The 25,096-nt window shown below is 70.8% G+C and carries 26 protein-coding genes; 9 read left to right on the top strand and 17 right to left on the bottom strand.

Annotated features, from left to right (window positions below; all coding sequences use genetic code 11):
- Positions 1 to 22: 22 nt before the first annotated feature.
- Positions 23 to 433: a PPOX class F420-dependent oxidoreductase gene (locus tag ACN4JJ_RS08460; RefSeq protein ID WP_440709466.1), complete on the bottom strand. Its 411-nt coding sequence runs from the start codon at positions 431 to 433 to the stop codon at positions 23 to 25.
- Positions 434 to 592: 159 nt separating this feature from the next.
- On the opposite strand from ACN4JJ_RS08460, the gene purL reads away from it, so the two are divergent.
- The gene (gene purL / locus ACN4JJ_RS08455) at positions 593 to 2,887 is read left to right on the top strand and encodes a phosphoribosylformylglycinamidine synthase subunit PurL (RefSeq protein WP_440709465.1); all 2,295 of its coding nucleotides are present in this window, start codon (positions 593 to 595) and stop codon (positions 2,885 to 2,887) included.
- 162 nt (positions 2,888 to 3,049) lie between these two features.
- On the opposite strand, the gene ACN4JJ_RS08450 is transcribed toward purL, so the two are convergent.
- The 4 genes from ACN4JJ_RS08450 to ACN4JJ_RS08435 form a co-directional block, all read right to left on the bottom strand.
- A complete protein-coding gene (locus tag ACN4JJ_RS08450) occupies positions 3,050 to 3,385 on the bottom strand; it encodes a chorismate mutase (protein WP_440709464.1) in 336 nt (111 codons plus the stop codon).
- Positions 3,386 to 3,394: 9 nt separating this feature from the next.
- Complete coding sequence (locus ACN4JJ_RS08445; protein ID WP_440709463.1) at positions 3,395 to 4,408, bottom strand: DMT family transporter; 1,014 nt, start codon at positions 4,406 to 4,408, stop codon at positions 3,395 to 3,397.
- A 124-nt stretch (positions 4,409 to 4,532) separates the two neighbouring features.
- A complete protein-coding gene (locus ACN4JJ_RS08440) occupies positions 4,533 to 4,952 on the bottom strand; it encodes an organic hydroperoxide resistance protein (protein WP_291048338.1) in 420 nt (139 codons plus the stop codon).
- Positions 4,953 to 5,026: 74 nt separating this feature from the next.
- Positions 5,027 to 5,668, bottom strand: coding sequence for a GNAT family N-acetyltransferase (locus ACN4JJ_RS08435; protein WP_440709462.1), 642 nt, complete (start codon positions 5,666 to 5,668; stop codon positions 5,027 to 5,029).
- 118 nt (positions 5,669 to 5,786) lie between these two features.
- Here ACN4JJ_RS08435 and ACN4JJ_RS08430 point away from each other — a divergent pair, with 118 nt between their 5' ends.
- On the top strand, positions 5,787 to 6,395 hold the full coding sequence (locus tag ACN4JJ_RS08430) for a maleylpyruvate isomerase family mycothiol-dependent enzyme (protein WP_440709461.1): 609 nt from the start codon (positions 5,787 to 5,789) through the stop codon (positions 6,393 to 6,395).
- Here the strand turns inward: ACN4JJ_RS08430 and ACN4JJ_RS08425 are convergent.
- Positions 6,380 to 6,904, bottom strand: coding sequence for a MarR family winged helix-turn-helix transcriptional regulator (locus tag ACN4JJ_RS08425; RefSeq protein WP_440709460.1), 525 nt, complete (start codon positions 6,902 to 6,904; stop codon positions 6,380 to 6,382). The two genes, ACN4JJ_RS08430 and ACN4JJ_RS08425, sit on opposite strands and share 16 nt — an antisense overlap.
- Positions 6,905 to 6,987: 83 nt before the next feature.
- Between ACN4JJ_RS08425 and ACN4JJ_RS08420 the strand changes: the two genes are divergently transcribed.
- On the top strand, positions 6,988 to 8,139 hold the full coding sequence (locus ACN4JJ_RS08420) for an FUSC family protein (RefSeq protein WP_440709459.1): 1,152 nt from the start codon (positions 6,988 to 6,990) through the stop codon (positions 8,137 to 8,139).
- Between the two features lie 289 nt (positions 8,140 to 8,428).
- Here ACN4JJ_RS08420 and ACN4JJ_RS08415 read toward each other — a convergent pair whose 3' ends face one another.
- The gene (locus ACN4JJ_RS08415; RefSeq protein ID WP_440709458.1) at positions 8,429 to 9,715 is read right to left on the bottom strand and encodes an adenylosuccinate synthase; all 1,287 of its coding nucleotides are present in this window, start codon (positions 9,713 to 9,715) and stop codon (positions 8,429 to 8,431) included.
- Between the two features lie 168 nt (positions 9,716 to 9,883).
- On the opposite strand from ACN4JJ_RS08415, the gene ACN4JJ_RS08410 reads away from it, so the two are divergent.
- The gene (locus tag ACN4JJ_RS08410; RefSeq protein ID WP_440709457.1) at positions 9,884 to 10,159 is read left to right on the top strand and encodes a thioredoxin domain-containing protein; all 276 of its coding nucleotides are present in this window, start codon (positions 9,884 to 9,886) and stop codon (positions 10,157 to 10,159) included.
- 41 nt (positions 10,160 to 10,200) lie between these two features.
- Here ACN4JJ_RS08410 and ACN4JJ_RS08405 read toward each other — a convergent pair whose 3' ends face one another.
- Positions 10,201 to 11,154: a Vgb family protein gene (locus ACN4JJ_RS08405; protein ID WP_440709456.1), complete on the bottom strand. Its 954-nt coding sequence runs from the start codon at positions 11,152 to 11,154 to the stop codon at positions 10,201 to 10,203.
- Between the two features lie 165 nt (positions 11,155 to 11,319).
- On the opposite strand from ACN4JJ_RS08405, the gene ACN4JJ_RS08400 reads away from it, so the two are divergent.
- Positions 11,320 to 12,396, top strand: a complete 1,077-nt coding sequence (locus ACN4JJ_RS08400; protein ID WP_440709455.1) for an alkene reductase — start codon at positions 11,320 to 11,322, stop codon at positions 12,394 to 12,396.
- A gap of 31 nt (positions 12,397 to 12,427) precedes the next feature.
- Here the strand turns inward: ACN4JJ_RS08400 and ACN4JJ_RS08395 are convergent, their stop codons facing one another.
- Genes ACN4JJ_RS08395 through ACN4JJ_RS08385 form a run of 3 tightly spaced genes read right to left on the bottom strand, consistent with a single transcriptional unit; the run spans position 12,428 to position 14,657 of the window.
- The gene (locus ACN4JJ_RS08395) at positions 12,428 to 12,802 is read right to left on the bottom strand and encodes a hypothetical protein (protein WP_440709454.1); all 375 of its coding nucleotides are present in this window, start codon (positions 12,800 to 12,802) and stop codon (positions 12,428 to 12,430) included.
- A gap of 38 nt (positions 12,803 to 12,840) precedes the next feature.
- Positions 12,841 to 13,875: a 3-hydroxyacyl-CoA dehydrogenase gene (locus ACN4JJ_RS08390; RefSeq protein WP_440709453.1), complete on the bottom strand. Its 1,035-nt coding sequence runs from the start codon at positions 13,873 to 13,875 to the stop codon at positions 12,841 to 12,843.
- Positions 13,872 to 14,657 carry an SDR family oxidoreductase gene (locus tag ACN4JJ_RS08385; RefSeq protein ID WP_440709452.1) on the bottom strand — a complete coding sequence of 262 codons (786 nt, stop codon included), beginning with the start codon at positions 14,655 to 14,657 and terminating at the stop codon, positions 13,872 to 13,874. The genes ACN4JJ_RS08390 and ACN4JJ_RS08385 overlap by 4 nt, the downstream gene beginning before the upstream one ends.
- Positions 14,658 to 14,812: 155 nt before the next feature.
- Between ACN4JJ_RS08385 and ACN4JJ_RS08380 the strand changes: the two genes are divergently transcribed.
- Positions 14,813 to 15,139: an L-rhamnose mutarotase gene (locus ACN4JJ_RS08380; protein WP_440709451.1), complete on the top strand. Its 327-nt coding sequence runs from the start codon at positions 14,813 to 14,815 to the stop codon at positions 15,137 to 15,139.
- Between the two features lie 6 nt (positions 15,140 to 15,145).
- On the opposite strand, the gene ACN4JJ_RS08375 is transcribed toward ACN4JJ_RS08380, so the two are convergent.
- The 6 genes from ACN4JJ_RS08375 to ACN4JJ_RS08350 all read right to left on the bottom strand — a co-directional run bounded on the left by ACN4JJ_RS08375 (position 15,146) and on the right by ACN4JJ_RS08350 (position 22,470).
- Complete coding sequence (locus ACN4JJ_RS08375; RefSeq protein WP_440709450.1) at positions 15,146 to 16,483, bottom strand: L-fuconate dehydratase; 1,338 nt, start codon at positions 16,481 to 16,483, stop codon at positions 15,146 to 15,148.
- On the bottom strand, positions 16,480 to 18,039 hold the full coding sequence (locus ACN4JJ_RS08370; protein WP_440709449.1) for a sugar ABC transporter ATP-binding protein: 1,560 nt from the start codon (positions 18,037 to 18,039) through the stop codon (positions 16,480 to 16,482). The genes ACN4JJ_RS08375 and ACN4JJ_RS08370 overlap by 4 nt, the downstream gene beginning before the upstream one ends.
- Positions 18,039 to 19,106: an ABC transporter permease gene (locus tag ACN4JJ_RS08365; RefSeq protein ID WP_440709448.1), complete on the bottom strand. Its 1,068-nt coding sequence runs from the start codon at positions 19,104 to 19,106 to the stop codon at positions 18,039 to 18,041. Before ACN4JJ_RS08365 ends, ACN4JJ_RS08370 begins: the two co-directional genes overlap by 1 nt.
- Entirely contained in the window at positions 19,103 to 20,260 is a 1,158-nt protein-coding gene (locus tag ACN4JJ_RS08360; RefSeq protein WP_440709447.1) for an ABC transporter permease, read from the bottom strand. The genes ACN4JJ_RS08365 and ACN4JJ_RS08360 overlap by 4 nt, the downstream gene beginning before the upstream one ends.
- Positions 20,257 to 21,345 (bottom strand): mandelate racemase/muconate lactonizing enzyme family protein, encoded by a 1,089-nt coding sequence (locus ACN4JJ_RS08355; protein ID WP_440709446.1) that lies wholly within the window; start codon positions 21,343 to 21,345, stop codon positions 20,257 to 20,259. The genes ACN4JJ_RS08360 and ACN4JJ_RS08355 overlap by 4 nt, the downstream gene beginning before the upstream one ends.
- Positions 21,346 to 21,411: 66 nt before the next feature.
- Complete coding sequence (locus tag ACN4JJ_RS08350) at positions 21,412 to 22,470, bottom strand: sugar ABC transporter substrate-binding protein (RefSeq protein ID WP_440709445.1); 1,059 nt, start codon at positions 22,468 to 22,470, stop codon at positions 21,412 to 21,414.
- A gap of 138 nt (positions 22,471 to 22,608) precedes the next feature.
- On the opposite strand from ACN4JJ_RS08350, the gene ACN4JJ_RS08345 reads away from it, so the two are divergent.
- The 3 genes from ACN4JJ_RS08345 (at position 22,609) to ACN4JJ_RS08335 (ending at position 25,065) form a co-directional block, all read left to right on the top strand.
- The gene (locus ACN4JJ_RS08345) at positions 22,609 to 23,274 is read left to right on the top strand and encodes a GntR family transcriptional regulator (RefSeq protein WP_440709444.1); all 666 of its coding nucleotides are present in this window, start codon (positions 22,609 to 22,611) and stop codon (positions 23,272 to 23,274) included.
- Between the two features lie 130 nt (positions 23,275 to 23,404).
- Positions 23,405 to 24,307, top strand: a complete 903-nt coding sequence (locus ACN4JJ_RS08340) for a fumarylacetoacetate hydrolase family protein (RefSeq protein WP_440709443.1) — start codon at positions 23,405 to 23,407, stop codon at positions 24,305 to 24,307.
- A complete protein-coding gene (locus ACN4JJ_RS08335; protein WP_440709442.1) occupies positions 24,304 to 25,065 on the top strand; it encodes an SDR family NAD(P)-dependent oxidoreductase in 762 nt (253 codons plus the stop codon). Before ACN4JJ_RS08340 ends, ACN4JJ_RS08335 begins: the two co-directional genes overlap by 4 nt.
- The last annotated feature ends 31 nt before the right edge of the window (positions 25,066 to 25,096 follow it).

The following is a 25,096-nucleotide window of genomic DNA, read 5'->3' as shown; positions in this document are numbered from 1 at the left end:
CGATACGCCGCGAATCCGGGAGTCAGCTTCGGATGCGCAGGATGACGCGCGGCTTCTGACCGCGGGCGACCAGGCGCTCGATGAAGAGGAAGATGCGGTACTCGGCCCGGTACTTGCGGGCGAACAGCTCGCCGCCCGCGGCCACCTCGGCCGGGTCGTCGTGGATCGTGGCGACGCCGTCGACCGGCGGCACCGACTCGTCGACCTTGCCCGAGCGGCTGCAGGGGCGCAATCGCACGCGCCCGCTGTTGCGCAGGCGCTTGACCTTGCCGCTGCCGGAGGGCGTGGTGACGAGCAGTTCATCGCCTTCGCGCGCGATCCAGACCGGCGTCGAGACGGCCTCGCCCGAGCGACGGAAGGTGCTGAGCGACACGAAGCGCTCGCCGCCCAGGGCGAGCAGCGCGTCGGAGGAGGGGGCGGCGGATGCGGTCATGGGCGCGAGCCTACGCCCCGATGCCTCCGCAGATTCTCTCCACAATCGCGGCTCTCTCCACAGGTCGCCGTCGCGGGCCGCCGCCGGGCGCCGGGCCGGTAGAATCGAGGCGCATCCCTCCCCTGCACAACACCCCGCAACTCAAGGAGTCCTGGCCGCGTGAGCAATGCCGATACCGTCTCGAACGCCCTCGCGACCCCCGAGCGGGAGCAGCCCTACGAGGCGCTGGGCCTGAAGGCCGACGAGTACGCGAAGATCCGCGAGATCCTGGGCCGCCGCCCCACCAGCGGCGAGCTGGCCATGTACTCCGTCATGTGGAGCGAGCACTGCTCCTACAAGTCCTCGAAGATCTACCTGCGCCAGTTCGGCCAGAAGGTCACCGAGGGCATGAAGAAGAACCTCATGGTGGGCATGGGCGAGAACGCCGGCGTGGTCGACGTGGGCGAGGGCTGGGCCGTCACCTTCAAGGTCGAGTCGCACAACCACCCCTCCTACATCGAGCCGTTCCAGGGCGCCGCGACCGGCGTCGGCGGAATCGTGCGCGACATCATCTCGATGGGCGCCCGCCCGGTGGCCGTGATGGACCAGTTGCGCTTCGGCGCCATCGACAACCCCGACACCGCGCGCGTGGTGCACGGTGTCACGAGCGGCATCTCGTTCTACGGCAACTGCCTGGGCCTGCCGAACATCGGCGGTGAGACCTACTTCGACTCCGTCTACCAGGGCAACCCGCTGGTCAACGCGCTCTCGGTGGGCGTGCTCCGCCACGAAGACCTGCACCTGGCCAACGCGCGGGGCGTGGGCAACAAGGTCGTGCTGTTCGGGGCCCGCACGGGTGGCGACGGCATCGGCGGAGCATCCATCCTCGCCTCCGACACCTTCTCGGCCGGCGGCCCCACCAAGCGCCCGGCGGTGCAGGTGGGCGACCCCTTCGCCGAGAAGGTGCTGATCGAGTGCTGCCTCGAGCTCTTCCGGGGCGAACTGGTCGAGGGCATCCAAGACCTCGGCGCCGCGGGCATCTCCTGCGCCACCTCGGAGCTCGCCTCCAACGGCGACGGCGGCATGTTCATCGAGCTCGAGAAGGTGCTGCTGCGCGATCCCTCGCTCACCGCCGAAGAGATCCTGATGAGCGAGAGCCAGGAGCGGATGATGGCGGTCGTCACGCCCGAGAAGCTCGAGGGCTTCCTCGCGGTCACCGCGAAGTGGGACGTCGAGACCAGTGTGCTCGGCGAGGTCACCGACACCGGTCGCCTCGTCATCAACTGGCACGGCGAGGAGATCGTCAACGTCGAGCCGCGCACGGTCGCGGTCGACGGCCCGGTCTACGAGCGCCCGGTGGCCTACCCTGGCTGGATCGACGCACTGCAGGCCGACTCCGCCTCGCGCCTGCCGCGCGCGACGTCGGGCGAGGAGCTGCGTGAGCAGTTCCTGCGCCTGCTCGGCTCGCCGAACATGGCGTCGAAGGAGTGGATCACCAACCAGTACGACCGCTACGTGCTCGGCAACACGGCGCTCTCCTTCCCCGACGACGGTGGAATGATCCGCGTCGACGAGGAGTCGGGCCTCGGCTTCGCCCTGGCCTCCGACGCCAACGGCCGCTACTGCCAGCTCGACCCGTACCGCGGCGCGCAGCTCGCGCTGGCCGAGGCGTACCGCAACGTCGCCGTCACGGGGGCGACGCCCGTCGCCGTCTCCGACTGCCTCAACTTCGGCTCGCCCGAGAACCCCGAGGTGATGTGGCAGTTCTCGCAGGCCGTCGAAGGCCTGGCCGACGGATGCCTCGAACTCGAGATCCCCGTCACCGGCGGCAACGTCTCCTTCTACAACCAGACCGGCTCGCAGCCGATCCACCCCACGCCGGTGGTCGCCGTGCTCGGCGTGATCGACGACGTGGCCCGTCGGGTCCCCTCCGGCTGGCAAGACGAGGGCGACAACCTCTACCTGCTCGGCACCACCCGCTCCGAGCTCGACGGCTCGGCCTGGGCCGGCGTCATCCACGATCACCTCGGTGGCCGCCCGCCTCAGGTGTCGTTCGCCGATGAGGAGAACCTGGCGGGCCTGCTGCGCGCCGGCGCCGTCGAGGCGCTGATCGACTCGGCGCACGACCTCTCCGATGGCGGGCTCGGCCAGGCACTGGCCGAGTCGGTGCTGCGGTTCGGGATCGGGGCCCGGGTGTGGCTCGACGAGATCGTCGAGCGCGACGGGGTGTCGGCATCCGATGCCCTGTTCAGCGAGTCGACCGCCCGGGTGCTGGTGGCCGTGCCGCGCGAAGACGACGTGAAGTTCAAGGGCCTGTGTGCCGGCCGCGGCTACCCGGTGCTGCGCATCGGCGTCACCGACGCCGAGAGCGACACCCTCGAGGTGCAGGGCCTGTTCTCCGTCTCGCTCGCCGAGCTCGGCGGCGCCCACCGCAGCGCCCTCCCCGCGGCCTTCGGCCCCGTCGTCGGCGGCTGACCCGCCCCCTCACCTCCACCGGTCCCCTCCCCCGCCACTTGGCAGAAGTCGTCGCTTCTCGCCGCCACTTGCCACAACTTCTGCCAAGTGGCGCCCCAGACGGGCGACTTCTGCCAAGTGACGGAGGGGCGCGTGGCGGAGGGGCGCGTGGTGGCCGAGGGGTCAGGAGGGGTCGGCGGCGGCGATCTTCTCGTGGTGGTGGATGACCTCGGCCACGATGAAGTTGAGGAACTTCTCGGCGAAGGCCGGGTCGAGGTGCGACTCCTCGGCGAGGCCGCGCAGGCGCTTGATCTGGCGGGCCTCGCGCTCGAGGTCGGCGGGCGGCAGCCCGAACTCGGCCTTCAGGCGGCCCACGCCCTGCGTGAACTTGAACCGCTCGGCGAGCAGGTGGATGAGGGCGGCGTCGATGTTGTCGATCGACTGCCGGATGCTCTCCAGCCGCGCGTAGACATCCGCGTCGCCGTCGAAGCCGCCGTTCGGGTGCACCTGTGAATCCATAGGAGAACTCTAGCCAGCTTCGCCCGAGCCCTCACGCGAGGGAGCGCTCGCCGCTGCGGGTGCTGCGGCTGCGGATGCGGCCTCAGCCCCGGCGCCCGCCCGGCGCCGCGACGGCAGGTGCAGTCGCCCCTGCGCGAGCAGGATGCCGAGGAACACCAGCAGCGCCCCGACCGGCGCGTTCCAGGTGAGCGACTCCCCGAGCAGCACGATGCCGAGGAACACGCCCACGACCGGCGTGACGTAGGTGACCGTGGACGTGGCCGTCGGCCCCCAGGCGTTCAGGATGTTCATGTACCAGAGATAGGCGACCCCGGTGCCGAGCACCCCGAGCAGCACCAGGCTGATGGTGATCGGCACGTTCAGCGTGATCGGTCCCAGCGCCACGAACGGCGTCAGCAGCAGCAACAGCGCCGCCCCCATGCCCACCTGCAGGAACGCGGCCGTGAGCCCCGACACCGGGTGCCGCGTGGAGATGAACCGCCGGATGTAGCCGAAGGTGAAGCCGTAACAGAGGGCGGAGCCCAGGCACGCGAGCTGACCGGCCAACTCGAGCGCGAGGTCGCCGTGCGCGGCCTGGTTCACCGCGAACGACCACGGCCCGATGATGACGATCACCCCGACGATGCCGGCGATCACGCCGAGCACGCGGGAGCGGTTGAGCTTCTCGACCCGGAACACCAGCGTGACCATGAGTGCCGTGGTGATGGGCGTGACCGCGTTGTAGATGCTCGCGAGCCCGGACGTGACGTACTGCTCGGCCCAGGCGAACAGCAGGTACGGGATGGCGCAGCCGAAGGCGCCGATCACCACGAAGTGCGCGTAGACCACGGGCTGCTTCGGCAGTCGCGTGCGTGTGACCGCGATCAGCACCGCGAGGGTGAGGGCGCCGAGCACGAGACGCGTCCAGGCGACCTGGCCGAACGAGATGCCCTCCAGCGCCACCTTCATGAACAGGAAGCTGGCGCCCCAGAGCAGCCCGAGCGCGGCGAACTGGAGCGAGACGGAGAGGCGGTTCGGTGTCACTCAGCGAGGCTACCGCGTGGGGACGACACCGCACCCACGCGGTAGGCCGCGCATCCGGAATTGGCTCTCAGGGATGCCAGTTCGGCAGTTTGTCGACGGCAGGCGTCAGAGCCCACCGCCGCCGTCACTCGACGACGTTGACCGTGACCTCGATGTTGCCGCGGGTGGCGTTGGAGTACGGGCAGATGGTGTGCGCCTTGTCGGCGACGGCCTTGGCCTCGTCGGGGCTCACGTTCGGCACGTAGACGTCGAGCTCCACGGCCAGGCCGAAGCCGCCCTCGCCGTTGCTGCCGATCGAGACGCTGGCCGAGACGGCCGCGTCTTTCGTGTCGAGCTTCAGCTCGCGGCCGGCGGCGTGCACGGCTCCGAGGAAGCAGGCCGAGTATCCGGCGGCGAAGAGCTGCTCGGGGTTGGTGCCCTCGCCCGAGCCGCCCATCTCCTGGGGAGGGCGGGTGTCGAAGTCGAGGCGGTCGTCTTCGCTGCGCACGTGGCCGTCGCGGCCTCCACCGGAGGCGTGGGCGATTGCGGTGTAGATAGCTTCCATAGTGCTAGTTGACCACCACGGCGGCCCGCCGCCAAACGCGCATCGGGCGTGCCGCGCATCCGTTCAGCAGTTGTTCAGCGCTCGCTCAGAACGACGGGCCGCCCGCCGCCCTGCACCCGCACCCGCTCGACCAGGCCTTCGCGCACGGTCGGCCAGTCGTCGACGATCACCGAGAACACGGCCGAGTCGCGCCACGATCCGTCGGCTCGCAGCACGTCGCGGCGCACGATGCCCTCGAAGGTGGCGCCGAGCTTGGCGATGGCCGCCCGCGAGCGCTCGTTGAGCACGTCGGCCTGGATCTTCACCCGCCCGATCCCGTGCTCGAAGGCCAGGCCCAGGATGAGCAGCTTCGCCTCGGGGTTCACCACGGTTCCCCACACCCGCGGGTCGTACGCCGTCCAGCCCAGGTGTGCGGCCTCGCGGGCGAGCTCGAAGTCGCCGAGCGTGGAGGTGCCGACGAGCGTGCCGTCGTCGGGACCGCCCTTCAGCCGGATGGCATAGGGGTTGCCGGTCTCCCAGGCGTAGTAGCGCTCGGCCCAGTCGGCGAAGCCGGCCTCGCTGTCGCGGTACCCCTTCGGACCGCCGCCGTACCCGCCGGCGAAGACCTCCGGATGCCCGATCGCCCGGTAGAGCTCGGGCAGGTGCGCCCGGGTGAGCGGCTCGAGGCGGATGGATCCGCCCTCCAGGACGGCGGGAGCGGGGCGCTGGGCGGTCATGCCACGATTCTGCCATCCGCCCCCGTCACCGGCGAGGCGGTCCGGCCCGCCCGCGTTCCGGCCGCATCCGTCACCCCCGTGGACGCCTACGACCTCCGGGCTGTGCCACGATGAACCCATGAGCAGCGCAGCCATGTTCTTCCACTCCGCCTCGGCCTTCCACGACCTCGTGACGCGGATCCCCGCCGAGAGCTGGGACGAGCCGGCCCTCGGCGAATGGACCCTCCGCTCGCTCGTGGGCCACACCACCCGGGCCATCCTCACCGTCGAGAGCTACCTGGCACTGGACGACCCCGGCCTCCCCAACGTGGCGAACGCGGAGGCCTACTACGCGCGGGTCTACCGCGACCTGACCGACCCGGCGTCGGTCGCCGCCCGCGGGGTCGAGGCGGGCATCTGGCTGGGTGCGGATCCGGCCCAGGCCGTGGCCGACGCGATCGCCCGCGCGATGGCGCTGGTGGACACCGCGGGGCCCGAGCGCATCGTCTCGATCGGCGGGCTCGGCATCGAGCTCGGCGAGTACCTGCGCACGCGCGTCTTCGAACTCGTGATGCACTCGATCGACATCGCCGACGCCACCGGCGTGCCGCACGGACAGCCCGCCGACTCGGTGACGGCCACCCTGCACCTGGCCGCCGGCGTCGCTGCGGCACGGGGCGACGGCGAAGCACTGCTGCGCAGCCTCACCGGCCGCGCGACCATGCCCGAGGGCTACTCCGTGGTCTGAGCGCCGTCGATGCTGGCCAGCACGGCGCGCAGGGAGGGCACCACGTGAGCGCGGGCCCCGGCGGGCACTCCGGCCAGGAGGGCGTTCTCGAGGTCGAGCAGGCGGGGGAAGACGCGGTCGATGAGCTCCTCGCCCGCGGGCGTGAGGGCGATCAGGGCGCCGCGGCCGTCGGCCGGGTTCGGGGATCGCTCGAGGAGCCGGCGCTCCTCGAGCCCGCGGAGGCGCTTCGTGACGGCGGGGCCCGAGGCCAGCGACACCGTGCGCAGCGTGCCCGGCGACTGCGGAGCATCCGCTCGCCGGAGGGCGGAGAGGATGTCGAACTCGCCTCGCGCGAGCCCGAATCCGGCCAGGAACTCGTCGCCCCGGCGGGTCAGCAGGGCGGCGGCACGCAGGATGCGGCCGACCGTGTCGATCACCTCGGTGTCGAGCTGCGGTGCCAGTCGCCGCCAGTCCGCGCGGATGGCGTCGACGTCGTCGACCGGCGCGCGACCCTCGGATGCTGTTCCCATGAACCCAGAGTACGATAGTTCACGAGTAAACTAGTTTCGTTCTCCGGTCGATGACGCCCGCACCCCGACCGCTGAAAGATGTCATGACCACCGCCTCCATCCCGCTCGCCTCCACCGCCTCCATCCCCTCCCCCGCCGACCCGGCGGCCGCGGCCGGGCTGCGCGGCGCGCTGCCGCATCCGCGTCGCCTGATCGAGTTCGGGCCGCACGAGGGGGCGCACCGGGTCGCCCTGCGGGCCGGTGTCGCGATGGCCGTACCGCTCGGGCTGCTGCTCGCCGCGGGCCGGCTCGACCTCTCGCTCTACGCGGTGTTCGGCGCCTTCACCGTGCTCTACGGGCGCACGCACAGCCACGTGCCACGCCTGCGGATGCAGGCCACCGCCGCCGTGGCGCTGGTCGCCGCGGTGGTGGCCGGCACCGCGATCGGCACGCTGCCCGGCCGCGAGTGGATCGTCGTCCCGGCCGTGGCCGTGGTGGCCGTCGGCACGACCTTCCTCTCGGATGCGCTCGCCTGGCATCCGCCCGGCTCGCTGTTCTTCGTGTTCGCCCTCGCCGCCTGCGCCTCGGTGCCGGCGACGGCCGCCGCCATCCCGCTCGCCCTCGTGCTGGCCGCGGCGAGCGCCGCCTTCGGCATGCTGGTGTCGGTGGTGGGTCTCGCTCGCCCCGCGGCACGCCGGGCCGCGGCCACCTCGTGGCGGGTCTCGTTCGCAGCGGCCACCGCACGCCTCGGCTCCGGCCTGGGACGACGGATGCTCCTGGTGGGCATCGCGGTGCTGGTCGCCGGGTTCGTGCCCACCGTCTCGGGCCTCGGCCATCCGTACTGGGCGATGGTGGCCGCGGTCGCCGCGCTCGGCGCCGCCGACACCGCAGGTCACCTGCTGCGGGCGGGCCACCGGGTGCTCGGTACGGTGCTCGGGGTCGCGCTGGCCGCTCTGCTGCTGGCCGTCGCGGGCGGCGCTCCGGTGCTGCTGGTGGCGCTGGTCGTGCTGCTGCAGATGGCCGCGGAGCTGTTCGTGCTGCGCAACTACGGGCTCACGGTGGTGTTCGTCACGCCGCTCGCGCTGATCATGGCGCAGCTCGCGCATCCGGTCGACGAGTGGGGCATGCTGCGCGACCGCACCCTCGAGACGCTGCTCGGTGCCGCCATAGCGGTCGCCGTGAGCCTCGCCGCCAGCGCGCTCCTCGCCCGCCGCCGCCGGCACCTCGCCGCAGCCGCCAAGGCGTCCACCCCATAGCCGATCCCCCGAAGCCGCGTCCTGAACCGCGTCGAGCAACGGATCCCGCGTTGCCCTACAGAAACGCGTTGCCCAACCGAAACGCGTTGCCCAACCAGAACCGCGTTGCCGAATAGCTGGAGTCCTCGGTGCTGGAGCCGACCGGATGGATTCACGGCCCGCTTCTAGCGGATCACTCCATCCGTCCGGCGGCAGCAGAAGCTTCAGCGAGGTGGCTGACTCGGCAGGAGTGGCTGCTGCGAGGCGGCTTCGCGCGGCGCGGCAGCTGGACGCCGCTCCGCGAGGCGCGCTACTGCAGCAGGTCGTGGCGGGTGACGATGGCGTCGCGGCCGGGGCCGACGCCGATGGCGGAGATGCGCGAGCCGCTCATCTCTTCGAGGGCCAGCACGTAGCGCTGGGCCGCGGGAGGCAGCTCGTCGAAGGTGCGCACGCCCGTGATGTCTTCGCTCCAGCCCTCGAACTCCTCGTAGATGGGCACGGCGTGGTGGAAGTCGGTCTGCGACACGGGCACCTCGTCGACCCGCGTGCCGTCGACGTCGTAGGCGACGCAGACCGGGATGCGCTCGAGACCGGTGAGCACGTCGAGCTTGGTGAGCACGAAGTCGGTGACGCCGTTGATGCGCGCGGTGTAGCGGGCGATCGGCGCGTCGTACCAGCCGGTGCGGCGCGGGCGGCCCGTGGTGGTGCCGAACTCGAAGCCCTTCGAGCGCAGGAACTCGCCCGACTCGTCGTGCAGCTCGGTGGGGAAGGGGCCGGCGCCGACGCGCGTCGTGTAGGCCTTCACGACGGCGATCACGCGGTCGATGCGGTTGGGTGCGACGCCTGACCCGGTGGCCGCCCCGCCCGAGGTGGCGTTCGAGGAGGTGACGAAGGGGTAGGTGCCGTGGTCGACGTCGAGCATCGTGGCCTGGCCGCCCTCGAACAGCACGGTCTTGCCGTCGCGGAGCGCGCGGTCGAGCACCAGAGAGGTGTCGGCCACCATCGGGCGCAGGCGCTCGGTGTACGACAGCAGGTCGTCGACGACCTCGTCGACCGCGATGGCCCGGCGGTTGTACACCTTCACCAGGATGTGGTTCTTGAGGTCGAGCGCGCCCTCGACCTTCTGGCGCAGGATGCCCTCGTCGAACAGGTCTTGCACCCGGATGCCGACCCGGTTGATCTTGTCGGCGTAGGCCGGGCCGATGCCCCGCCCGGTGGTGCCGATCTGGCGCTTGCCGAGGAAGCGCTCAGTCACCTTGTCCATCGTGCGGTGGTAGGCCGTGATGACGTGCGCGTTGGCCGAGACGAGCAGTCGCGAGACGTCGACTCCCCGCGAACCCAGCGCCTCGAGCTCGTGGAAGAGCACCTCGACGTCGACGACGACGCCGTTCGCGATCACCGGCGTGACCCCGGGCGTGAGGATGCCCGAGGGCAGCAGGTGCAGGGCGTACTTCTTGTCGCCCACCACCACGGTGTGGCCGGCGTTGTTGCCGCCGTTGAACTTGACGACGTAGTCGACACGGCTGCCGAGCAGGTCGGTGGCCTTGCCCTTGCCCTCGTCGCCCCATTGGGCTCCGATCAAGACGATCGCTGGCATGTGGATTCCCTCCGGGTTCGGAAACAGACTGTTCCGAAGTCGCAGTCGATGTCAGTGCCCGACGAACGGTGCCGGTCGACAGTCGATTCTATCGTGGGGCGGCTCCGAGCATCCGGGGGACCGCCGGGGCTGTGGAATCTTCCGACCGAGAGCGGGGTTGTGGAGAACATGCCCGAACTCACCGTCACCCTGTGGAGCTCGAGCTTCTGCGGCGCCTGCTCGAGCACCCGGCAGACCCTCGACGCGATCGCCCCGCTGCTCGGCGAGCGCGTCGCCTGGCGTGAGATCAACGTGGCGGATGCCCCCGACGAGGCCGAGCGCCTGGAGATCGCGGCGACTCCCACCGTGCTCGTGACGGACGCCTCCGGCGCCGAACGCTTCCGCGCCGCCGGAGTCCCCACCACGGCCCAGGTGCTCACCGCCCTCGCGGCCGCACTCCCCTGACGTCCTCTCCCGAGACGTCAGCGAAGGGCGAGGAACGAGGGTCAGCGCGGTGTGATGGCGGCCAGGGCGCCGGACTCCATCGCCACCCAGACCGTGCCGTCGGGGGCGACCGCGAGTCCGTGCGGTTCGGAGTGCTCGTCGGAGAGGTCGAGCACCTCGATCGAGCCCGACGGCGTGATGTGGCCGAGCTGGTTCGCGCCCCAGAGCGTGAACCAGAAGCCGCCGGCCTCGCGTGGGTCGGGCACGATGGCGTGCGGCTTGCCCTCCGACCAGGGCAGCGGATGCTCGGTGAACCGCCCGTTGCGGTCGACGCGGCCGACCTTCCCGGCCAGGATCTCGACGAACCACGCCGATCCGTCAGGCGCCGTGGTGATGCCCACCGGGCCGGCGTGCGGGGTGGGGATCTCGAACAGCACCGGGGCGGAGTCGCCGCCGCGCACGTAGCCGATCGCGTTCGCCTGGTTGGCCGTGAACCAGAGGCTGTCGCCGGCTGAGGCGATCATCGACACGAAGCCCTCGTCGGTGCCCGAGCCGAACTCCGTCACGGCGCCGAGGATGTCGATGCGGCCGAGGGCGTCCTGGCCGAGCTCAGTGAACCAGACCGTGCCGTCGTGCTGCACGGTGATGCCGTAGGGCTCGGCGCCGGCGGTGGGGGCGGCGACCTCGAGCTTCACGGATGCCTCGCCCGCGGCATCCGGGCCCAGCAGAAGCACCCGACCTCCCGTGGTGTCGGTGACCCACACCGAGGTCTCGTCGGCGACCGCGAGCTGCGAGGGCTGCGCACGGGAGTGGTGGGCGTGCTGGGGCGAGCCGGCGTCGACCGCCCCGAGCTCGAGCCGCTGCAGCGCGCCGCTCGCCGGCGGCAGCCGCAGCACGGCGCCGGCGTGCACGAGCGTGCACCACACCGCGCCGTCGGGGGTGACGGCCACGGCGTACGGCCCCTCGGCGGCCTCGGCGACGGGATGCACGGCCACGGTTCCGAGGGGGATGCTCATGTGCCGAGCCTACCCACGGCCCGCTCGACGGCCTCCCCCGCGGAAACCCCGGAATCTGCTGAGTGCCGGAATCCGCGAACCGGAACCGGGGTTCGCTTGATGTGGCGAAGCACGCGCCACCCGAACCACCGCACCGCACCACCCGAACGACCAGACAGGACCTCCGTGAAGCTCTTCACCCCCCTCGCCGCCGGCGCCCTCGACCTCCCCAACCGCCTCGTGATGGCTCCGATGACCCGGCTGCGCGCCGACGAGCAGGGCGTTCCCGGCGCGCTGATCGCCGAGCACTACGCCCAGCGGGCGAGCCTCGGCCTGATCGTGAGCGAGGGCGTGTTCCCGAGCGCCGAGTCGAAGGCCTACGCCGGCCAGCCCGGCATCGCCACCGACGAGCAGGCGGCGGGCTGGCGCGCGGTGGCCGACGCGGTGCACGCCGCCGGCGGCCGCATCGTGATGCAGCTGATGAACGGCGGCCGGGTCACCCACACCGCCATCACCGGAACCGAGCGGATCGTCGCCCCCAGCGCGATCGCCATCGACGGCGAGACCCGCCTGCCGAACGGCGAGAAGGCCCCGTACGGCCTGCCGCACGCGCTCACCACCGAGGAGCTTCCCGTCATCCGCGACGAGTTCGTGGCCGCCGCCCGCCGTGCCGTCGACGCCGGCTTCGACGGGGTCGAGTTGCACTCGGCCAACGGCTACCTGCTGCACGAGTTCCTCTCGCCCGCGTCGAACCAGCGGACGGATGCCTACGGCGGCTCCCCCGAGGCCCGCGCGGCGTTCGGCATCGAGGTCGCGCGCGCCGTGGCCGCCGAGGTCGGAGCCGACCGGGTGGGCATCCGCATCTCGCCGAGCCACAACATCCAGGACGTGCTCGAGACGGATGCCGACGACGTGCGCGCCACCTACGACGCCCTGCTCGACGGGATCGCGCCGCTCGGACTCGCGTACCTCAGCATCCTGCACGCCGACCCGGCCGGCGAGCTCGTGCAGGAACTGCGCAGCCGCTTCGGCGGTGTCGTGGTGCTGAACTCGGGCTTCGGCGAGGTGACCACACGCGAGCAGGCGCTCGCGCTGGTGGAGGACGACGTGGCGGATGCCGTGGCCGTGGGTCGCCCCGCGATCGCGAACCCCGACCTGGCCGAGCGCTGGCGCGGCGGCCACGACGAGAACACCCCCGACCAGGCCACCATCTACGCGAGCGGCGCCGAGGGCTACACCGACTACCCGCGCCTGAGCGCGTAGGCGGCGCGAGCGGCGACTCGGCCCCGGCGGCTCAGGCGGCGGGGCCGAGGAGCACCGCGAACAGCGACACCGCGCCGCCGACGATGAACAGCAGCGTGCCCAGCTGCATGGTGCGGCTCTTGTTGCGGCTCGCCGTGGGCACGTCGACCTCGAGGATCGGGCAGCCCGACCAGCCGATCAGCCCCACGCTGAGCGCGACGAGGAAGGCGCCGATCCACCACAGCGGCTGGAGGTCGCCCGGCAGCTGAGCAGGTCGCCAACCCGAGGAGAGCAGCATGCCCGTCGTGAGCGCGGCGGAACCGGCGGCCACCGCGAACCACGCGGTGCCCGTCCACATGATGCGCTGCACGTTCTTCTCGGGCGTCATGAGGTCGTGCAGGACAATCGGCGTCGTTTCTCGAGTCACTCCTCTATTGTGGACCCTCTCTTGTGGACCCGTGTCAACTACCCGGTTTCCCGGGTGCGCTTGGCCCGCGCCAGCTCCACGAGTTGCCGGTCGCGCCAGGCTCGTTTCGCATCGAGCTCGGCGCGCGGCCAGGTCTGTTCCCGCTGCGCCAGCAGCCCGCCGTCGAGAACGGCCTGCCAGTCGACGGTCTCGGTCTGGGCCGCACCGAGCCGCTGATAGAGCTCTTCGTACCGCTCGACGTATTGCGCGATGCCCTCGGGCGCGTTCAGATCGATGGTGCCGAAGACGCCCAGAACCGACCAGCGCGGAGCCAGCGCGCCGATCACGGCGTTGTCGACGTCTTGCGCGCTCACCGCGCCCGACGCGACCAGCCGGAACGCCTCGTGCAGCACGGCCGCCTGCAGCCGGTTCACCACGAAGCCGTCGAGCTCCTCGCGCAGCTCGATCGGCTCCATCCCGGCGCTCTCCAGGATGGCCCTGGCCCGCGCCATCGCCGCCGGCGAGGTCCACGGAGCCGGCACGAGCTCCACGGCCGTGTGCAGATGCGGCGGGTTGAACGGATGCGCCACCAGCGTGCGCTCGCGGCCCGGCACCTCGGCCGTGAACAGGGAGGGCATCAGCGCCGAGGTGGAGGAGGCCAGGATCGCGTCGGCCGGCGCGTGCTCGGCGATGCGCGCGAACACCTCGGCCTTGATCGAGGCCACCTCGGGCACGCACTCCTGCACGTAATCGGCCTCGCGCACGGCCGCGGCGAGGTCGCCCGAGGTGCGCACGCGCACGATCGCGTCGACCGCGTCCAGATCGCCGAGGAGGGTACGAACCACGCCGTCGACCCGGCCGAGGGCGGCCTCGTCGAGGTCGAACAGCACCACGTCGTGCCCGGCCCGGGCGAACAGCGCGGCCCAGGCGCAGCCGATCAGCCCGGCGCCGATCACGGTGACCTGCACGTGCAGCGCCGCGCCCGAAGGCGTTCCGGACCCCTCGCCCACCGCGCTACCCGCACCCGCGCCCGAAGGCGATCCGGAGCCTCCGCCCAGGCCTGCCCCCGCGCCCGCGGGCACCTCGACGCTCACAGGTACTCCACGTTCCCGCAGAGGCTGATCGCCTGGCCGGAGATGTTGCGCCCCGCCGAGGAGGCGAGGTACGCCACCAGCAGCGCGACCTCCTCCTCGCTCACCATCGTGTGCAGCGAGGTCTTGTCCAGCAGCTTGTCGAGCGCCTCCTCGGGGCTGATGCCCAGAGCGGATGCCCGCGCGGCGGTGGTGCGGCTGAAGCGGTCACTGTCCACGAAACCGGGCAGCACCGCGTTCACCCGGATGCCGTCGGGTCCGAGTTCGCGGGCGAGGGACTGGGTGAGCCCGTCCATCCCGAACTTCGAGGCGTTGTAGGGCGCGCGCAGGGCGTACCCGAGGCGGCCCGCCACCGAGGAGATGTTCACGATCGAGCCGCGCGAGGCGGTCAGCGCCGGCACGGCGGCCTGCGCGCAGAGGAACGCGCCGGTGAGGTTGATCGCGAGGGTGGACTCCCATTCGGCGACGTCGATGTCGACGAGCTTCGCCGTGGGCCCGGCGATGCCGGCGTTGTTGACGAGCAGGTCGAGCCCGCCGAGCGCCTCCTCGACGTCGGTGAGCAGCGCGGCCACCTGGGCGGGGTCGCTCACGTCGCAGAGCGAGCCGGTGCGCCCGGGCACCGCGGCCAGGTGCGCGTCGAGCCGTTCGGCGTTCGTGCCACAGACGTGCACGCGGGCGCCGAAGCCCTCGAGCGCCGTGACGATCGCGAGGCCGATTCCGGAGGTGCCGCCAGTGACGAGCACCCGCAGCCCCGGCTCGGGCGTGAGGGAGAGCGCGCCGGTCATCGGGCACCACCCCCGCAGGAGATGGGGAAGGACATCGGAGAACTGCTTTCTGTCGAGGGCGAAGACGAAGACGACCGGGACGGCGAAGGAAACGGTGTCCGGCCGCTCGGCCCTAGGGTGGAGGGGATCCGGCAGCTCATCGAGGAGGACGAGGCATGGCACTCAGGATCGGTTCGAGGATCGGGCTGCGACCCGAGAAGCGCGAGGAGTACCTGGCGCTGCACCGGGAGGTCTGGCCGGAGGTTCTCGCGAAGCTCACCGAGGTGGGCATCCGCAACTACACGATCTTCCTGCAGGGCGACGAGCTGTTCAGCTACTACGAGTTCGTCGGCGACGACCACGCCGCCGCGCAGGCGGCGCTGGCGGCCGACCCGCGCACCCAGGACTGGTGGCGGCTCACCGACCCGTGCCAGCAGCGCGTGCCGGGCACCCCGGAGGGCGCCCAGTGGCAGGAGCTGACCGAGGTCTTCCATCTGGAGTGACCCGGCTCAGACGGCCGGGCTCGCGGATGCCGCGGCGGCAGCCTCGGCGACGCCCGCCCAGTAGCTGCCGAACGGGTACGCGAACTCCTCCAGCGTCGACGCGGTCATCTCGGCGCTGTACCCCGGCGCGGTGGGCAGCACGTAGGCACCGTCCTCCACGATGCAGGGCTCCACGAAGTGCTCGTGCAGGTGGTCGACGTACTCGGTCACCCGGTTCTCCAGCGTGCCCGAGACGGCCACGTAGTCGAACACCGAGAGGTGCTGCACGAGCTCGCACAGCCCCACACCGCCCGCGTGCGGGCATACGGGGATGCCGAACTTCTTCGCCATCAGGTACACGGTGAGGATCTCGTTGATGCTCGCCAGCCGGGCCGAGTCGAGCTGGCAGAAGTCGATCGCCTCGGCCTGGAAGAACTGCTTGAACAGCACCCGGTTCATCCCGTGCTCGCCGGTCGCCACGCCGATCGGCACCACGGCCTTGCGGATGGCGGCGTGCCCGAGCACGTCGTCGGGGCTGGTCGGCTCCTCGATCCAGAGCGGCTTGAACTCGGCCAGGGCCGCCACCCAGTCGATGGCCACCGGAACGTCCCACACCTGGTTCGCGTCGATCATCAGGTTGGCGTCCCAGCCGATCACCTCGCGGGCGATCCGCAGGCGACGGATGTCGTCGTCGAGGTTCGCGCCGACCTTCAGTTTGACGTGGTCGTATCCCTCGTCCACCGCTTCCTTCAGCAGGCGGCGCAGCTTCTCGTCGGAGTAGCCGAGCCAGCCGGCGCTCGTGGTGTAGCACGGGTAGCCGGATGCGCTCATCTCGGCCACGCGGTCCGCCCGGGTCGGTGCGAGCTCGGCCAGCAGGCCGATCGCCTCCTCGCGGGTGAGCGCATCCGAGACGTAGGTGAGGTCGGCCACGTCGACCAGCTGCTCGGGCGTCATGTCGGTCAGCAGCTGCCAGAGCGGCTTTCCGGCCACCCGGGCGGCGAGATCCCAGACCGCGTTCATCACGGCGGCCATGGCGAGGTGCTCGACGCCCTTCTCCGGCCCGAGCCAGCGCAGCTGCGAGTCGCTCTTGAGCTCCCGGTAGGTGCCGCCGAGGTCGCCCACGACCTCCTCCACCGAGCGGCCGACCAGGGGGCGCGCCCGCAGCTCGGCGGCCAGCACGCACACCTCGTTGCCGCGACCGATCGTGAAGGTGAAGCCGTAACCGCCGAGGCCGGGGCGGTCGGTGTGCAGGATGACGTAGGCGGCCGAGTAGTCGCCGTCCTTGTTCATGGCGTCCGATCCGTCGGCCGTGAGCGAGGTCGGGAATCTCACGTCGACGACGTCGACCGAGGTGATGGTGGTCATGCGTGCTCCTTGTCGCGACCGGCGGCGCCGGTGGTCGTACCGGCGGTGGCGCCGGTGTGGATGAGGCGGATGATCGACTGGCTCATCGAGTCGTAGTCGTGGGTATTGTCGAGGGTGCCGGTGAGGGTGAACTGGTCCATCACCGCGATACGGTCGGCCAGCGTCACCATCTCGGCGAGGTCGCTGGAGATCAGCAGGATGGCCAGACCCTCGTCGGCCAACCGCCAGATCAGGTCGTAGAACGAGCGCTTGGTGCGCACGTCGATGCCCACCGTCGGCTCGTCGATGATCAGGATCTCGGTCTTCGCCGCCAGCCACTTGGCCAGCGACACCTTCTGCTGGTTGCCGCCGGAGAGCTGCCCGACGTTCTGGTACTGCCCCGCGATGCGGATGTCGAGGTCGCTCACGTACTGGCCGGCGAGCGTCTGCTCCTTCTTGCCGCTGACGTAACCGAAGGCCTTCGCGAGCTTCGACCACACCGTCACCGTGATGTTGCGAGTGACCGACTGCTCGAGGAAGACGCCCTCTTCCTTGCGGTTCTCGGTGACGTAGCCGATCCGGTACCGCTCGAGGGCCTGGCGCACCGAGCGGATGCTCGCCGGTTCGCCGCGCACCAGCATCTCGCCCTGGGTGATGCGGCCGAGACCGAGCATCGCGCGGGCGAGCTCGGTGCGGCCGGCGCCGACCAGGCCGTACAGGCCGAGGATCTCGCCCGGGCGCACCTGCAGCGACACGTCGCGGTGGCCGAGCGAGGTGCCTGCCCCGCGCAGTTCGAGCACGGGCGGCACGCTGCGGTCGATGACCCGGTCGGGCACCTGCAGCGCGGCCAGCGAGCGGCCCACCATCACGTCGACGATCTCGTCCCGGGTGTGGTCGGCCAGGCGCTCCGACTCCATCACCGAGCGGCCGTCTCGCAGCACGGTCACGGCATCGCAGTGGTCGAAGACCTCCTCGAGCTTGTGGCTGACGAAGACCACGGCCTTGCCCTGGTCGCGCAGGCGGTCGACCACGCGGAACAGGCGGTTCGCCTCGTTCGCGGTGATCGAGGCGGTCGGCTCGTCCAGCAGCAGCACGTTCGTCTCGGTGTAGAGGCCGCGGGCGATCTCGACGAGCTGGATCTGCGCGGCGGAGAGCCGCTCCATCGGGGTGTCGGGGTCGAGGTCGAGGTCGAGCTGGCCGAGGCAGCGCTTCGCCTCGCGGCGCACGGCCGCCCAGTCGATCCGGCCGCCCTTCTTCGGCATCCGGCTCATCACGATGTTCTCGCCCACCGAGAAGCGGCGGATGACGTTGCGCTCCTGGTGCACCACGCCGATACCGGCCGCCATCGCCTCGGTGGGCGAGGAAATGGTCATCGGCACGCCGTTCACCGCGATGGTGCCTTCGTCGAGCCGGTGCACCCCGGTGAGGATCTTGATCAGCGTCGACTTGCCGGCGCCGTTCTCGCCCATCAGGGCGTGCACCTCGCCGGGAGCGAGGGCGAGGTCGACGCCGTCGAGCGCCTTGACGCCGGGGAAGGACTTGGTGAGGCCGCGGGCCTCCAGGGCGTACGTGGTCATCAGCGGTCTCCTCCGGGCCGGGAATCGACGAGGGGGCGCGATCCGTCGGGCGGATCGGTGGCCAGGGGCGTGTCGACGGATGCCCCACTGGGCGGCGGGGCCGTCGCGGCCCGGGCGGCGCGCACCTCGCGCACCCGGCCGAGCGCCACCGTGCCGAGCACCACGGCGCCCACCACGAAGTTCACCCAGCTGGGCGCGAGCTGGAACTCGGCCCGCGCGCTGTCGACCAGGCGCACGATGGTGGCGGCCAGCACGGTGCCGAGCACGGCGACGGATCCGCCCACCAGCGAGACGCCGCCGATGATCGGAGCGGCGAAGCTCGAGAGCAGCCAGTCGCCGCCGATCGACTGGTTGACGCCCGAGAGCGAGGCCAGCGTCACGAAGGCCGCGATGCCGCAGAGCAGGCCCGAGGCGGTGTGCGCCACGATCACGCTGCGGTCGTTCGAGATGCCCGCGAGACCGGCCGCCGTCGGGTTGCCGCCGCTGGCCAGCAGGCGCCGGCCGGTGACGGTCTGGCTGAAGCAGAACGAGAGCACGATGGCGATCAGGATGGCGATCCAGAAGATCACCGGAACGCCGAGGATCGAGGCCTTGCCGAGGTCGGCGAGCTCGGGCCACTCGGTGTTCGAGATGGTGCGCGTACCCACCAGGCCGTACTGCATGCCGAGCAGGATCGTCATGGTCGCGAGCGTCACGATGAAGCCGTTGATGCGCGTGACGGTGACGATCAGGCCGTTCGCGAGGCCTGCCAGCGCGCCGACCAGGATGGCGGCGAGGCCGCCGATCCAGGCCGGGACGCCCCAATCGGCGATGATCACGCCGGCGAAGCAGGAGGCGAAGCCGCCGATCGAGCCGACGGCCAGGTTCAGCTGCCCCACCGAGAGGGTGATCATCTGCGCCAGGCCGATCAGGATCGGCACCGCGAGGAAGAGGAAGAACGTGGTGACCGAGATCGGGTTGAAGAACCCGCCGCCCGAGCTCACGCCGAGCAGGGCCGTGCCGACCACCACGATGATGGCGAGCACCAGGTTCTGCGAGTGCACGAAGGAGTTCAGCGAGCGCTTCATGCCGACACCTCCTGCGTCTTCTGGGCGCCCTGGGCGGACGTCGGGGCGGTGGGCGGCGAGGCGCCCGGGTCGTCCGGTTCCGGTGAGCGACGACGTCGCCGACGGCCGCCCAACGAGCGGAAGCGGTCGGCCGAGAGGGCGATCAGCAGGATGAGTCCGAGCAGGATGTTGAGCGTCTCGATGCCCACGCCGAACAGGTCGAGCCCCTTGCGGATGAGCAGCGTGAGCGTGATGCCGAGCAGCGTGCCGGTGATCGACACGTAGCCGCCGGCCAGCAGGGTGCCGCCGAGGATCGGGCCCACGAACGACTGCAGCATGAACTCGCCGCCGATGCCCGGCGTGAACGAGCCGGTGCTCGCCGCGAGCAGGAACCCGGCGAGCGCGGCGAGCAGCCCCGAGAGGGTGTGCACGAGTACGATCCGGCGCCCGGTCGGGATGCCGGAGAGCTCGGCGGCCTCCACGTTGCTGCCGGTCATCAAGAGCTCGCGGCCGATCCGGGTGCGGGTGAAGAGGTAGCCGAGCAGCACCATGGTGATGATGGTCGGCACGATGATCAGCGGAACCGCGTTGGTGCCGCACACGCCGCCGAGGCAGAGCACCGAGAAGGCGCTGCGGCCGATCAGGTCGAAACCCTCCGGCTTCACGGTGAACGCCGATCCGGTGCTCAGCCAGGAGTACATCGTGGGCACCAGTCCGATCAGCGCGAAGCTCATGGCGAGCGTGACGATGAAGGAGTTGACGCCGGTGCGGGCGATCAGCCAGCCGGAGAGGGCGCCCACCAGCGACCCGGCCACGAGGCCGACGAGCAGGCCGGCCCAGAGCGGGAGGTTCCAGAGCTCGTAGCTCATGCCTATGAACATGGCGCCGAAGGCGGCCATCGGGCCGATCGCGAGGTTCATGTGGCCGACCGACATCACGACGAGCTGGGAGAGCCCGACGACGGTGAAGATGGCGATGCTCGTGATCAGCGGGGCGATCACGAAGGGCCCGTTGTAGAAGGAGGGGCGGAGGGCGCCGAGCACGACCACGAGCACCACGATCAGCACGATCAGGAAGAAGCGCGGAGTCGCCAGGAAGCGGCGGAAGGCGTGCGGCCGGCGGGCGGCGGTGCGCGACCCGGCGGCGGGGACGGATGCGGGGGTCTCAGAGGTCATGCGACGGTCCTGTCTGCGATGGCGTCGGCGTTCCAGGCGAGGCCGAGGCCGGGCGTTTCGGGGGCGATGGCGTGGCCGTCGCGCACGGCCATCTCGCCGTGGGTGATGCTGCGCAGTTGCGGGATGTGCTCCACGTAGCGCCCGTTCGGCACGGCGGCCACGAGGCTGACGTGCAGCTCCATCAGGAAGTGCGGGCAGACCGCCACGTTGAAGGCCTCGGCCAGGTGCGCCACCTTGAGCCACGGCGTGATGCCGCCGACCCGGGCCACGTCGACCTGCACGATGCCGGCGGCGCCGCGCTCGAGGTAGTCGCGGAACTGGCCGACCGAGTAGAGCGACTCGCCGACGGCGACCGGGATGCTCGTCGAGCGCGCGAGGCGCACATGTCCTTCCACGTCGTCGGCCGGGAGCGGCTCCTCGAACCAGAACAGGTCGACCTCCTCGAAGGCCTTGGCCCGGCGGATGGCCTCGGCCGCGGTCATCGACTGATTGGCGTCGACCATGATGTCCATCCGGTCGCCGACGGCGTCGCGCACGGCCAGCAGGCGCTCGCGGTCTTCGCGCACGCTCGGCTTGCCGACCTTGAGCTTCAGGCCGCCCCAGCCGGCCTCGCGGGAGGCCAGGGCGCCGCGCACGAGCTCCTCGGTCTCGAGGTGCAGCCATCCGCCCTCGGTGTCGTAGAGCGGCACGGCCGGGCGGAACCCGCCGGCCACCTGCCAGAGCGGGGCATCGGCGCGCAGGCACTTGAGGTCCCACAGCGCCGTGTCCACCGCGGCGAGCGCGAGCGAGGTGATCGCGCCCACCGTGGTGGCCCGGGTCGAAGCGAACAGGGTGTACCAGATCTGCTCGATGTTCCGGGAGTCGAGCCCCGGGAGGAGCGGCACGAGATGGTCGCGCAGCATCGACAGCACGGCGCGACCCCCCGTTCCGATCGTGTAGGAGTACCCCGTGCCCTTCAGGCCGTCGCTCGTGTCGATCTCGACGAAGACGGTCTCCTGTTTCAGGAAGCTCTGCACGGCATCCGTGCGGACGGTCTCGACCTCGAGATCGACCAGATAGGCCCGAGCGGCGGTGATGGTAGGCATGGGGGTGTCCCGGTTCTCAGTGGTACGACGACGGTGGCGAGCAGATCGGAGGGCGAGCGATGCCTGCTACTTGCAGGTCATCAGCTCGTCGGCGAACTGCTTCTGCAGCTCCTTCGTCTTGGCCTGGCGCTCGGTGTCGTAGGTGGTGACGTTGTCCTTGGTCACCAGGAACGAGCCGGAGTCCACGATCACGCCGGGCTCCTTCATCGTGCAGTTGCCCGCGGCGAGCTCGCCGAGCGCGTAGCTGCCCACGTAGGCCTGGCCCACCGGGTTCTGGGTGACGGTGGCGTAGACGGCGCCGTCGGTGATGTCCTGCAGGATGGTGGGGTCGTCGTCGATCGCGACCAGCTTGATCGGCAGGCCGGATGCCGAGACGGCCTCCGCTGCAGCGACCGCCGGGTTGTAGGCGGTGGAGACGATGCCGTTGATCTGGCTGCCCTGGGCGGCCAGCAGGTCGGCGACGGCCTTCTGAGCGGTGGTGAGGTCTTTGTCGATGTCGGTGACGTCGGGCAGCTCGGTGACGGCGCCGTTGGTCTCGGCCACGGCCTTCTTCACGCCCTCGATGCGGCGCTGCGTGTTGGAGTCGACGTTGTTGCCGGTGAGGTGCACGAGCACGCCCTTGCCGCCCATCGCCTCGATGGTGGCCTTGGCGGCGGTGTAGGCCGCGACGCCGGTGTCGGTGGAGAGGCAGAAGTCGGCCTCGTTGGTGTCGCCGGCCGGGCAGGAGGCGAGGGAGGCGGTGGCGATGCCGCTGGACTTCAGGGTGGCGAAGGTGGTGTTGATGTCGGTGGGCGAGACACCGAAGATGCCGATCGCGTTGGTGCCGTTGGCCACCAGGGAGTTGATGACGTCGTTCTGCTTGGACTGGTCCCATCCGCTGGTCTCGTTGAACTCGACGTTGCCGAGGCCGAAATCGGCCTTCGCCTCGTCGCCGCCGGTGATCCAGGGCTGGAAGTAGGGGTGCGGACCGCCGGGCACGAGGGCCACGTTCACGCTGGCGAGATCGGCGGTCGTTCCGTCGCCGGAATCGCCTCCGCCGGTGGGAGCGGTACAGGCCGACATCCCGATCGCCAGCAGGGCCGTGGCGGCGACGGCCGCAGTTCGTACGACAACATTTCGTCTCATCATTGAGCCTCTCAGAATGCGAATATTCAAGATCCTATAGAATCTACGCTCTAGAGTGCGCGAGCTCGAGGCCCGTGTCAAGTCCGCTTTCCGGCATGCGCTCTTCCGCCTGGAACTCGATTCCTATAGGATGTTGGAATGGCACTGATCCTCAAGACGCCCCGCCGTCAGATCCTGGGCGACGACGTCTACGAGCAGCTCAAAGCGCTCATCATGGACAGCTCGATCGAGCCCGGTGCCCGCCTCAACATCGAAGATCTGGCTCGCCGGCTCGAGGTCTCGCCCACGCCGGTGCGCGAATCGCTCGCCCGGCTGGAGTCCGAAGGGCTCACCGTCAAGCTGCCGCTGAAGGGCTACCGCACGACGGATCTGCTCGAGCCGCACGGGCTCGTCGAGCTCTACGACCTGCGACTGCTGCTGGAAGGCCCCTCGGCCCGCCGCGCCGCCGAGCGGATCACCGACGAGCAGGCCGAGGCGCTGAGCGCCGAGATGCACACGGTCGGCGAGATCCCCGAAGAGCACCGCTACGAGGACTACCTGCCGCTCACCGCGCACGACGTGCGGCTGCACGAGCTGATCCTCTCCGGCGCCGGCAACGAGACCGTGCGCCAGGCGTTCATCCGCACCCACTGCCACCTGCACATCTTCCGCCTCACCTACGGGAGGCCCTCGGGCGTGCACACGATCACCGAGCACTCGGCCGTGGTCGAGGCGATCATCGCGGGCGACGGTGCGGCGGCCGAGGACGCCATGCGATCGCACCTGATCCAGTCCCGCGACCGCGTGCTGGCCGGGATCGCCTGACCGGACGGCACCGACCCGACAGCGCCGACCCGGACAGCACTGACCCGAGCAGCTCTCACCGGAGCAGCTCCGCACGACCTCTGCACGACCTCCGCACCGACGCGGACAGCTCCCCCGAAAGGATTCGATGATGAAACTTCTGCGCCTGGGACCGATCGGCGAGGAACGCCCCGCCGCCCTCGCCGACGACGGCACCGTGTACGACCTGTCCGGTGTCACGGCCGACTTCGACGGGGCGTTCTTCGAGCGCGGCGGCATCGACGAGGCGGCTGCGGCCGTCGCATCCGGAACCCTGCCGGTGATCGACGACAAGGCCGACGGATCGGGGCTGCGGATCGGCGCACCCATCGCGCGCCCCCAGGCCGTGGTGTGCATCGGCATGAACTACGCCGCGCACGCCCGGGAATCCGGATCGGAACCGCCCGCGCATCCGGTGATCTTCTTCAAGCACCCCAACACCGTCGTGGGCCCGTTCGACGAGGTGCTGCTGCCGCCGGACTCGGAGAAGGCCGACTGGGAGGTCGAGCTCGCCGTGGTGATCGGCCGCCGGGCACGCTACCTGGCCTCCGCCGAGGAGGCGCTGGAGCACATCGCGGGGTTCACCGTGTCGAACGACGTCTCCGAGCGGGCCTACCAGCTGGAGGTCTCCGGCGGGCAGTGGAGCAAGGGCAAGTGCGCCGAGACGTTCAACCCGCTCGGCCCGTGGCTGGTTCCGGCCTCGGAGATCGGCGACGGATCGGGGCTCGGACTGCGCTCGTTCGTGAACGGCGAACCGCGCCAGGACTCGACCACGAGCGACCTCATCTTCAGCGTGGGCGAGGTCATCCGCCAGCTCAGCCAGTACATGGTGCTGGAGCCCGGCGACCTGATCAACACCGGCACCCCCGAGGGCGTGGCGCTGTCGGGACGCTTCCCGTACCTCGTGCCGGGTGACGTGATGGAGATCGAGATCGACGGACTCGGGCGGCAGCGGCAAGAGGTCGTGCGCGCCTCGGTGCCCGCGGCCGCTGCCGCATCGGAGGTGCGCGCATGAGCGTTCAGGATGCCTACAAAGGCCTCGTCGCGGCCGTCACCGGTGGCGCCTCCGGGCTCGGTGCGGCCATCGCGCTCGAGCTGCAGTCGCGCGGGGCCGAGGTGTACGCGCTCGACCTGAACGAGGCCGCGGTCGAAGCTCCCCTGCACGGCGTGCACTGCGACGTGGGAGACGACGCGAGTGTGGCCGCCGCCATCGCCTCGGTGGTCGAGTCGGCGGGGCGCCTGGACATCGTGGTGGCCAACGCCGGCATCGGCGCCCAGGGCGACATCCTGGCCAACGACGACGAGGAGTGGCTGCGGGTTCTGAACATCAACGTGGTGGGATCGGCCCGCACCGTGCGGCACGCGATGCCGCACCTGCGCGAGTCGCCGCACGGCGCTGTGGTGTTCACCACCTCGATCGCCGCCTGGGCCGGAATCCCCCAGCGCGTGCTGTACTCGGCCTCGAAGGGCGCGATCCAGTCGATGACGCTGGCCATCGCGGCCGACAGCCTGGAGTTCGGCGTGCGCGTGAACGCGGTCGCCCCCGGCACCGCCGACACCCCGTGGGTGGGGCGGCTGCTCGACTCGGCCACGGATCCGGATGCCGAGCGTGCCGCACTGGAAGGCCGCCAGCCCTCGGGGCGGCTGGTGCAGCCCTCCGAGGTGGCCGAGGCGGTGGCGTACCTGGCCTCGCCGAGCTCGGGCAGCACCAACGGCGTGGTGCTGGCCGTCGACGGCGGCATGTACTCGCTGCGGCCCCGGCCGCGCGGCTGATGTCCGGCGCGATGACGGCGGGGGCGGCATC

The organism is Herbiconiux dendrobii (genome assembly GCF_052048175.1).
In the GTDB taxonomy this organism is placed as follows: domain Bacteria; phylum Actinomycetota; class Actinomycetes; order Actinomycetales; family Microbacteriaceae; genus Herbiconiux.
The sequence above is the reverse complement of the archived record's forward strand: the minus strand, read 5'-3'. Positions and strand labels throughout refer to the sequence as shown.

Excerpts from the sequence above, each read along its gene's own strand:
- ACN4JJ_RS08340 (WP_440709443.1), top strand. The coding sequence starts at position 23,405 with ATGAAACTTCTGCGCCTGGGACCGATCGGCGAGGAACGCCCCGCCGCC.
- ACN4JJ_RS08450 (WP_440709464.1), bottom strand. The coding sequence starts at position 3,385 with ATGGATTCACAGGTGCACCCGAACGGCGGCTTCGACGGCGACGCGGAT.
- ACN4JJ_RS08370 (WP_440709449.1), bottom strand. The coding sequence starts at position 18,039 with ATGACCACGTACGCCCTGGAGGCCCGCGGCCTCACCAAGTCCTTCCCC.
- ACN4JJ_RS08420 (WP_440709459.1), top strand. The coding sequence starts at position 6,988 with ATGACCACCGCCTCCATCCCGCTCGCCTCCACCGCCTCCATCCCCTCC.
- ACN4JJ_RS08430 (WP_440709461.1), top strand. The coding sequence starts at position 5,787 with ATGAGCAGCGCAGCCATGTTCTTCCACTCCGCCTCGGCCTTCCACGAC.
- ACN4JJ_RS08435 (WP_440709462.1), bottom strand. The coding sequence starts at position 5,668 with ATGACCGCCCAGCGCCCCGCTCCCGCCGTCCTGGAGGGCGGATCCATC.
- ACN4JJ_RS08345 (WP_440709444.1), top strand. The coding sequence starts at position 22,609 with ATGGCACTGATCCTCAAGACGCCCCGCCGTCAGATCCTGGGCGACGAC.
- ACN4JJ_RS08405 (WP_440709456.1), bottom strand. The coding sequence starts at position 11,154 with ATGAGCATCCCCCTCGGAACCGTGGCCGTGCATCCCGTCGCCGAGGCC.
- ACN4JJ_RS08385 (WP_440709452.1), bottom strand. The coding sequence starts at position 14,657 with ATGACCGGCGCGCTCTCCCTCACGCCCGAGCCGGGGCTGCGGGTGCTC.
- ACN4JJ_RS08365 (WP_440709448.1), bottom strand. The coding sequence starts at position 19,106 with ATGAAGCGCTCGCTGAACTCCTTCGTGCACTCGCAGAACCTGGTGCTC.
- ACN4JJ_RS08440 (WP_291048338.1), bottom strand. The coding sequence starts at position 4,952 with ATGGAAGCTATCTACACCGCAATCGCCCACGCCTCCGGTGGAGGCCGC.
- ACN4JJ_RS08380 (WP_440709451.1), top strand. The coding sequence starts at position 14,813 with ATGGCACTCAGGATCGGTTCGAGGATCGGGCTGCGACCCGAGAAGCGC.
- ACN4JJ_RS08335 (WP_440709442.1), top strand. The coding sequence starts at position 24,304 with ATGAGCGTTCAGGATGCCTACAAAGGCCTCGTCGCGGCCGTCACCGGT.
- ACN4JJ_RS08360 (WP_440709447.1), bottom strand. The coding sequence starts at position 20,260 with ATGACCTCTGAGACCCCCGCATCCGTCCCCGCCGCCGGGTCGCGCACC.
- ACN4JJ_RS08350 (WP_440709445.1), bottom strand. The coding sequence starts at position 22,470 with ATGAGACGAAATGTTGTCGTACGAACTGCGGCCGTCGCCGCCACGGCC.
- ACN4JJ_RS08375 (WP_440709450.1), bottom strand. The coding sequence starts at position 16,483 with ATGACCACCATCACCTCGGTCGACGTCGTCGACGTGAGATTCCCGACC.
- ACN4JJ_RS08415 (WP_440709458.1), bottom strand. The coding sequence starts at position 9,715 with ATGCCAGCGATCGTCTTGATCGGAGCCCAATGGGGCGACGAGGGCAAG.
- ACN4JJ_RS08460 (WP_440709466.1), bottom strand. The coding sequence starts at position 433 with ATGACCGCATCCGCCGCCCCCTCCTCCGACGCGCTGCTCGCCCTGGGC.
- ACN4JJ_RS08410 (WP_440709457.1), top strand. The coding sequence starts at position 9,884 with ATGCCCGAACTCACCGTCACCCTGTGGAGCTCGAGCTTCTGCGGCGCC.
- ACN4JJ_RS08425 (WP_440709460.1), bottom strand. The coding sequence starts at position 6,904 with ATGGGAACAGCATCCGAGGGTCGCGCGCCGGTCGACGACGTCGACGCC.
- ACN4JJ_RS08355 (WP_440709446.1), bottom strand. The coding sequence starts at position 21,345 with ATGCCTACCATCACCGCCGCTCGGGCCTATCTGGTCGATCTCGAGGTC.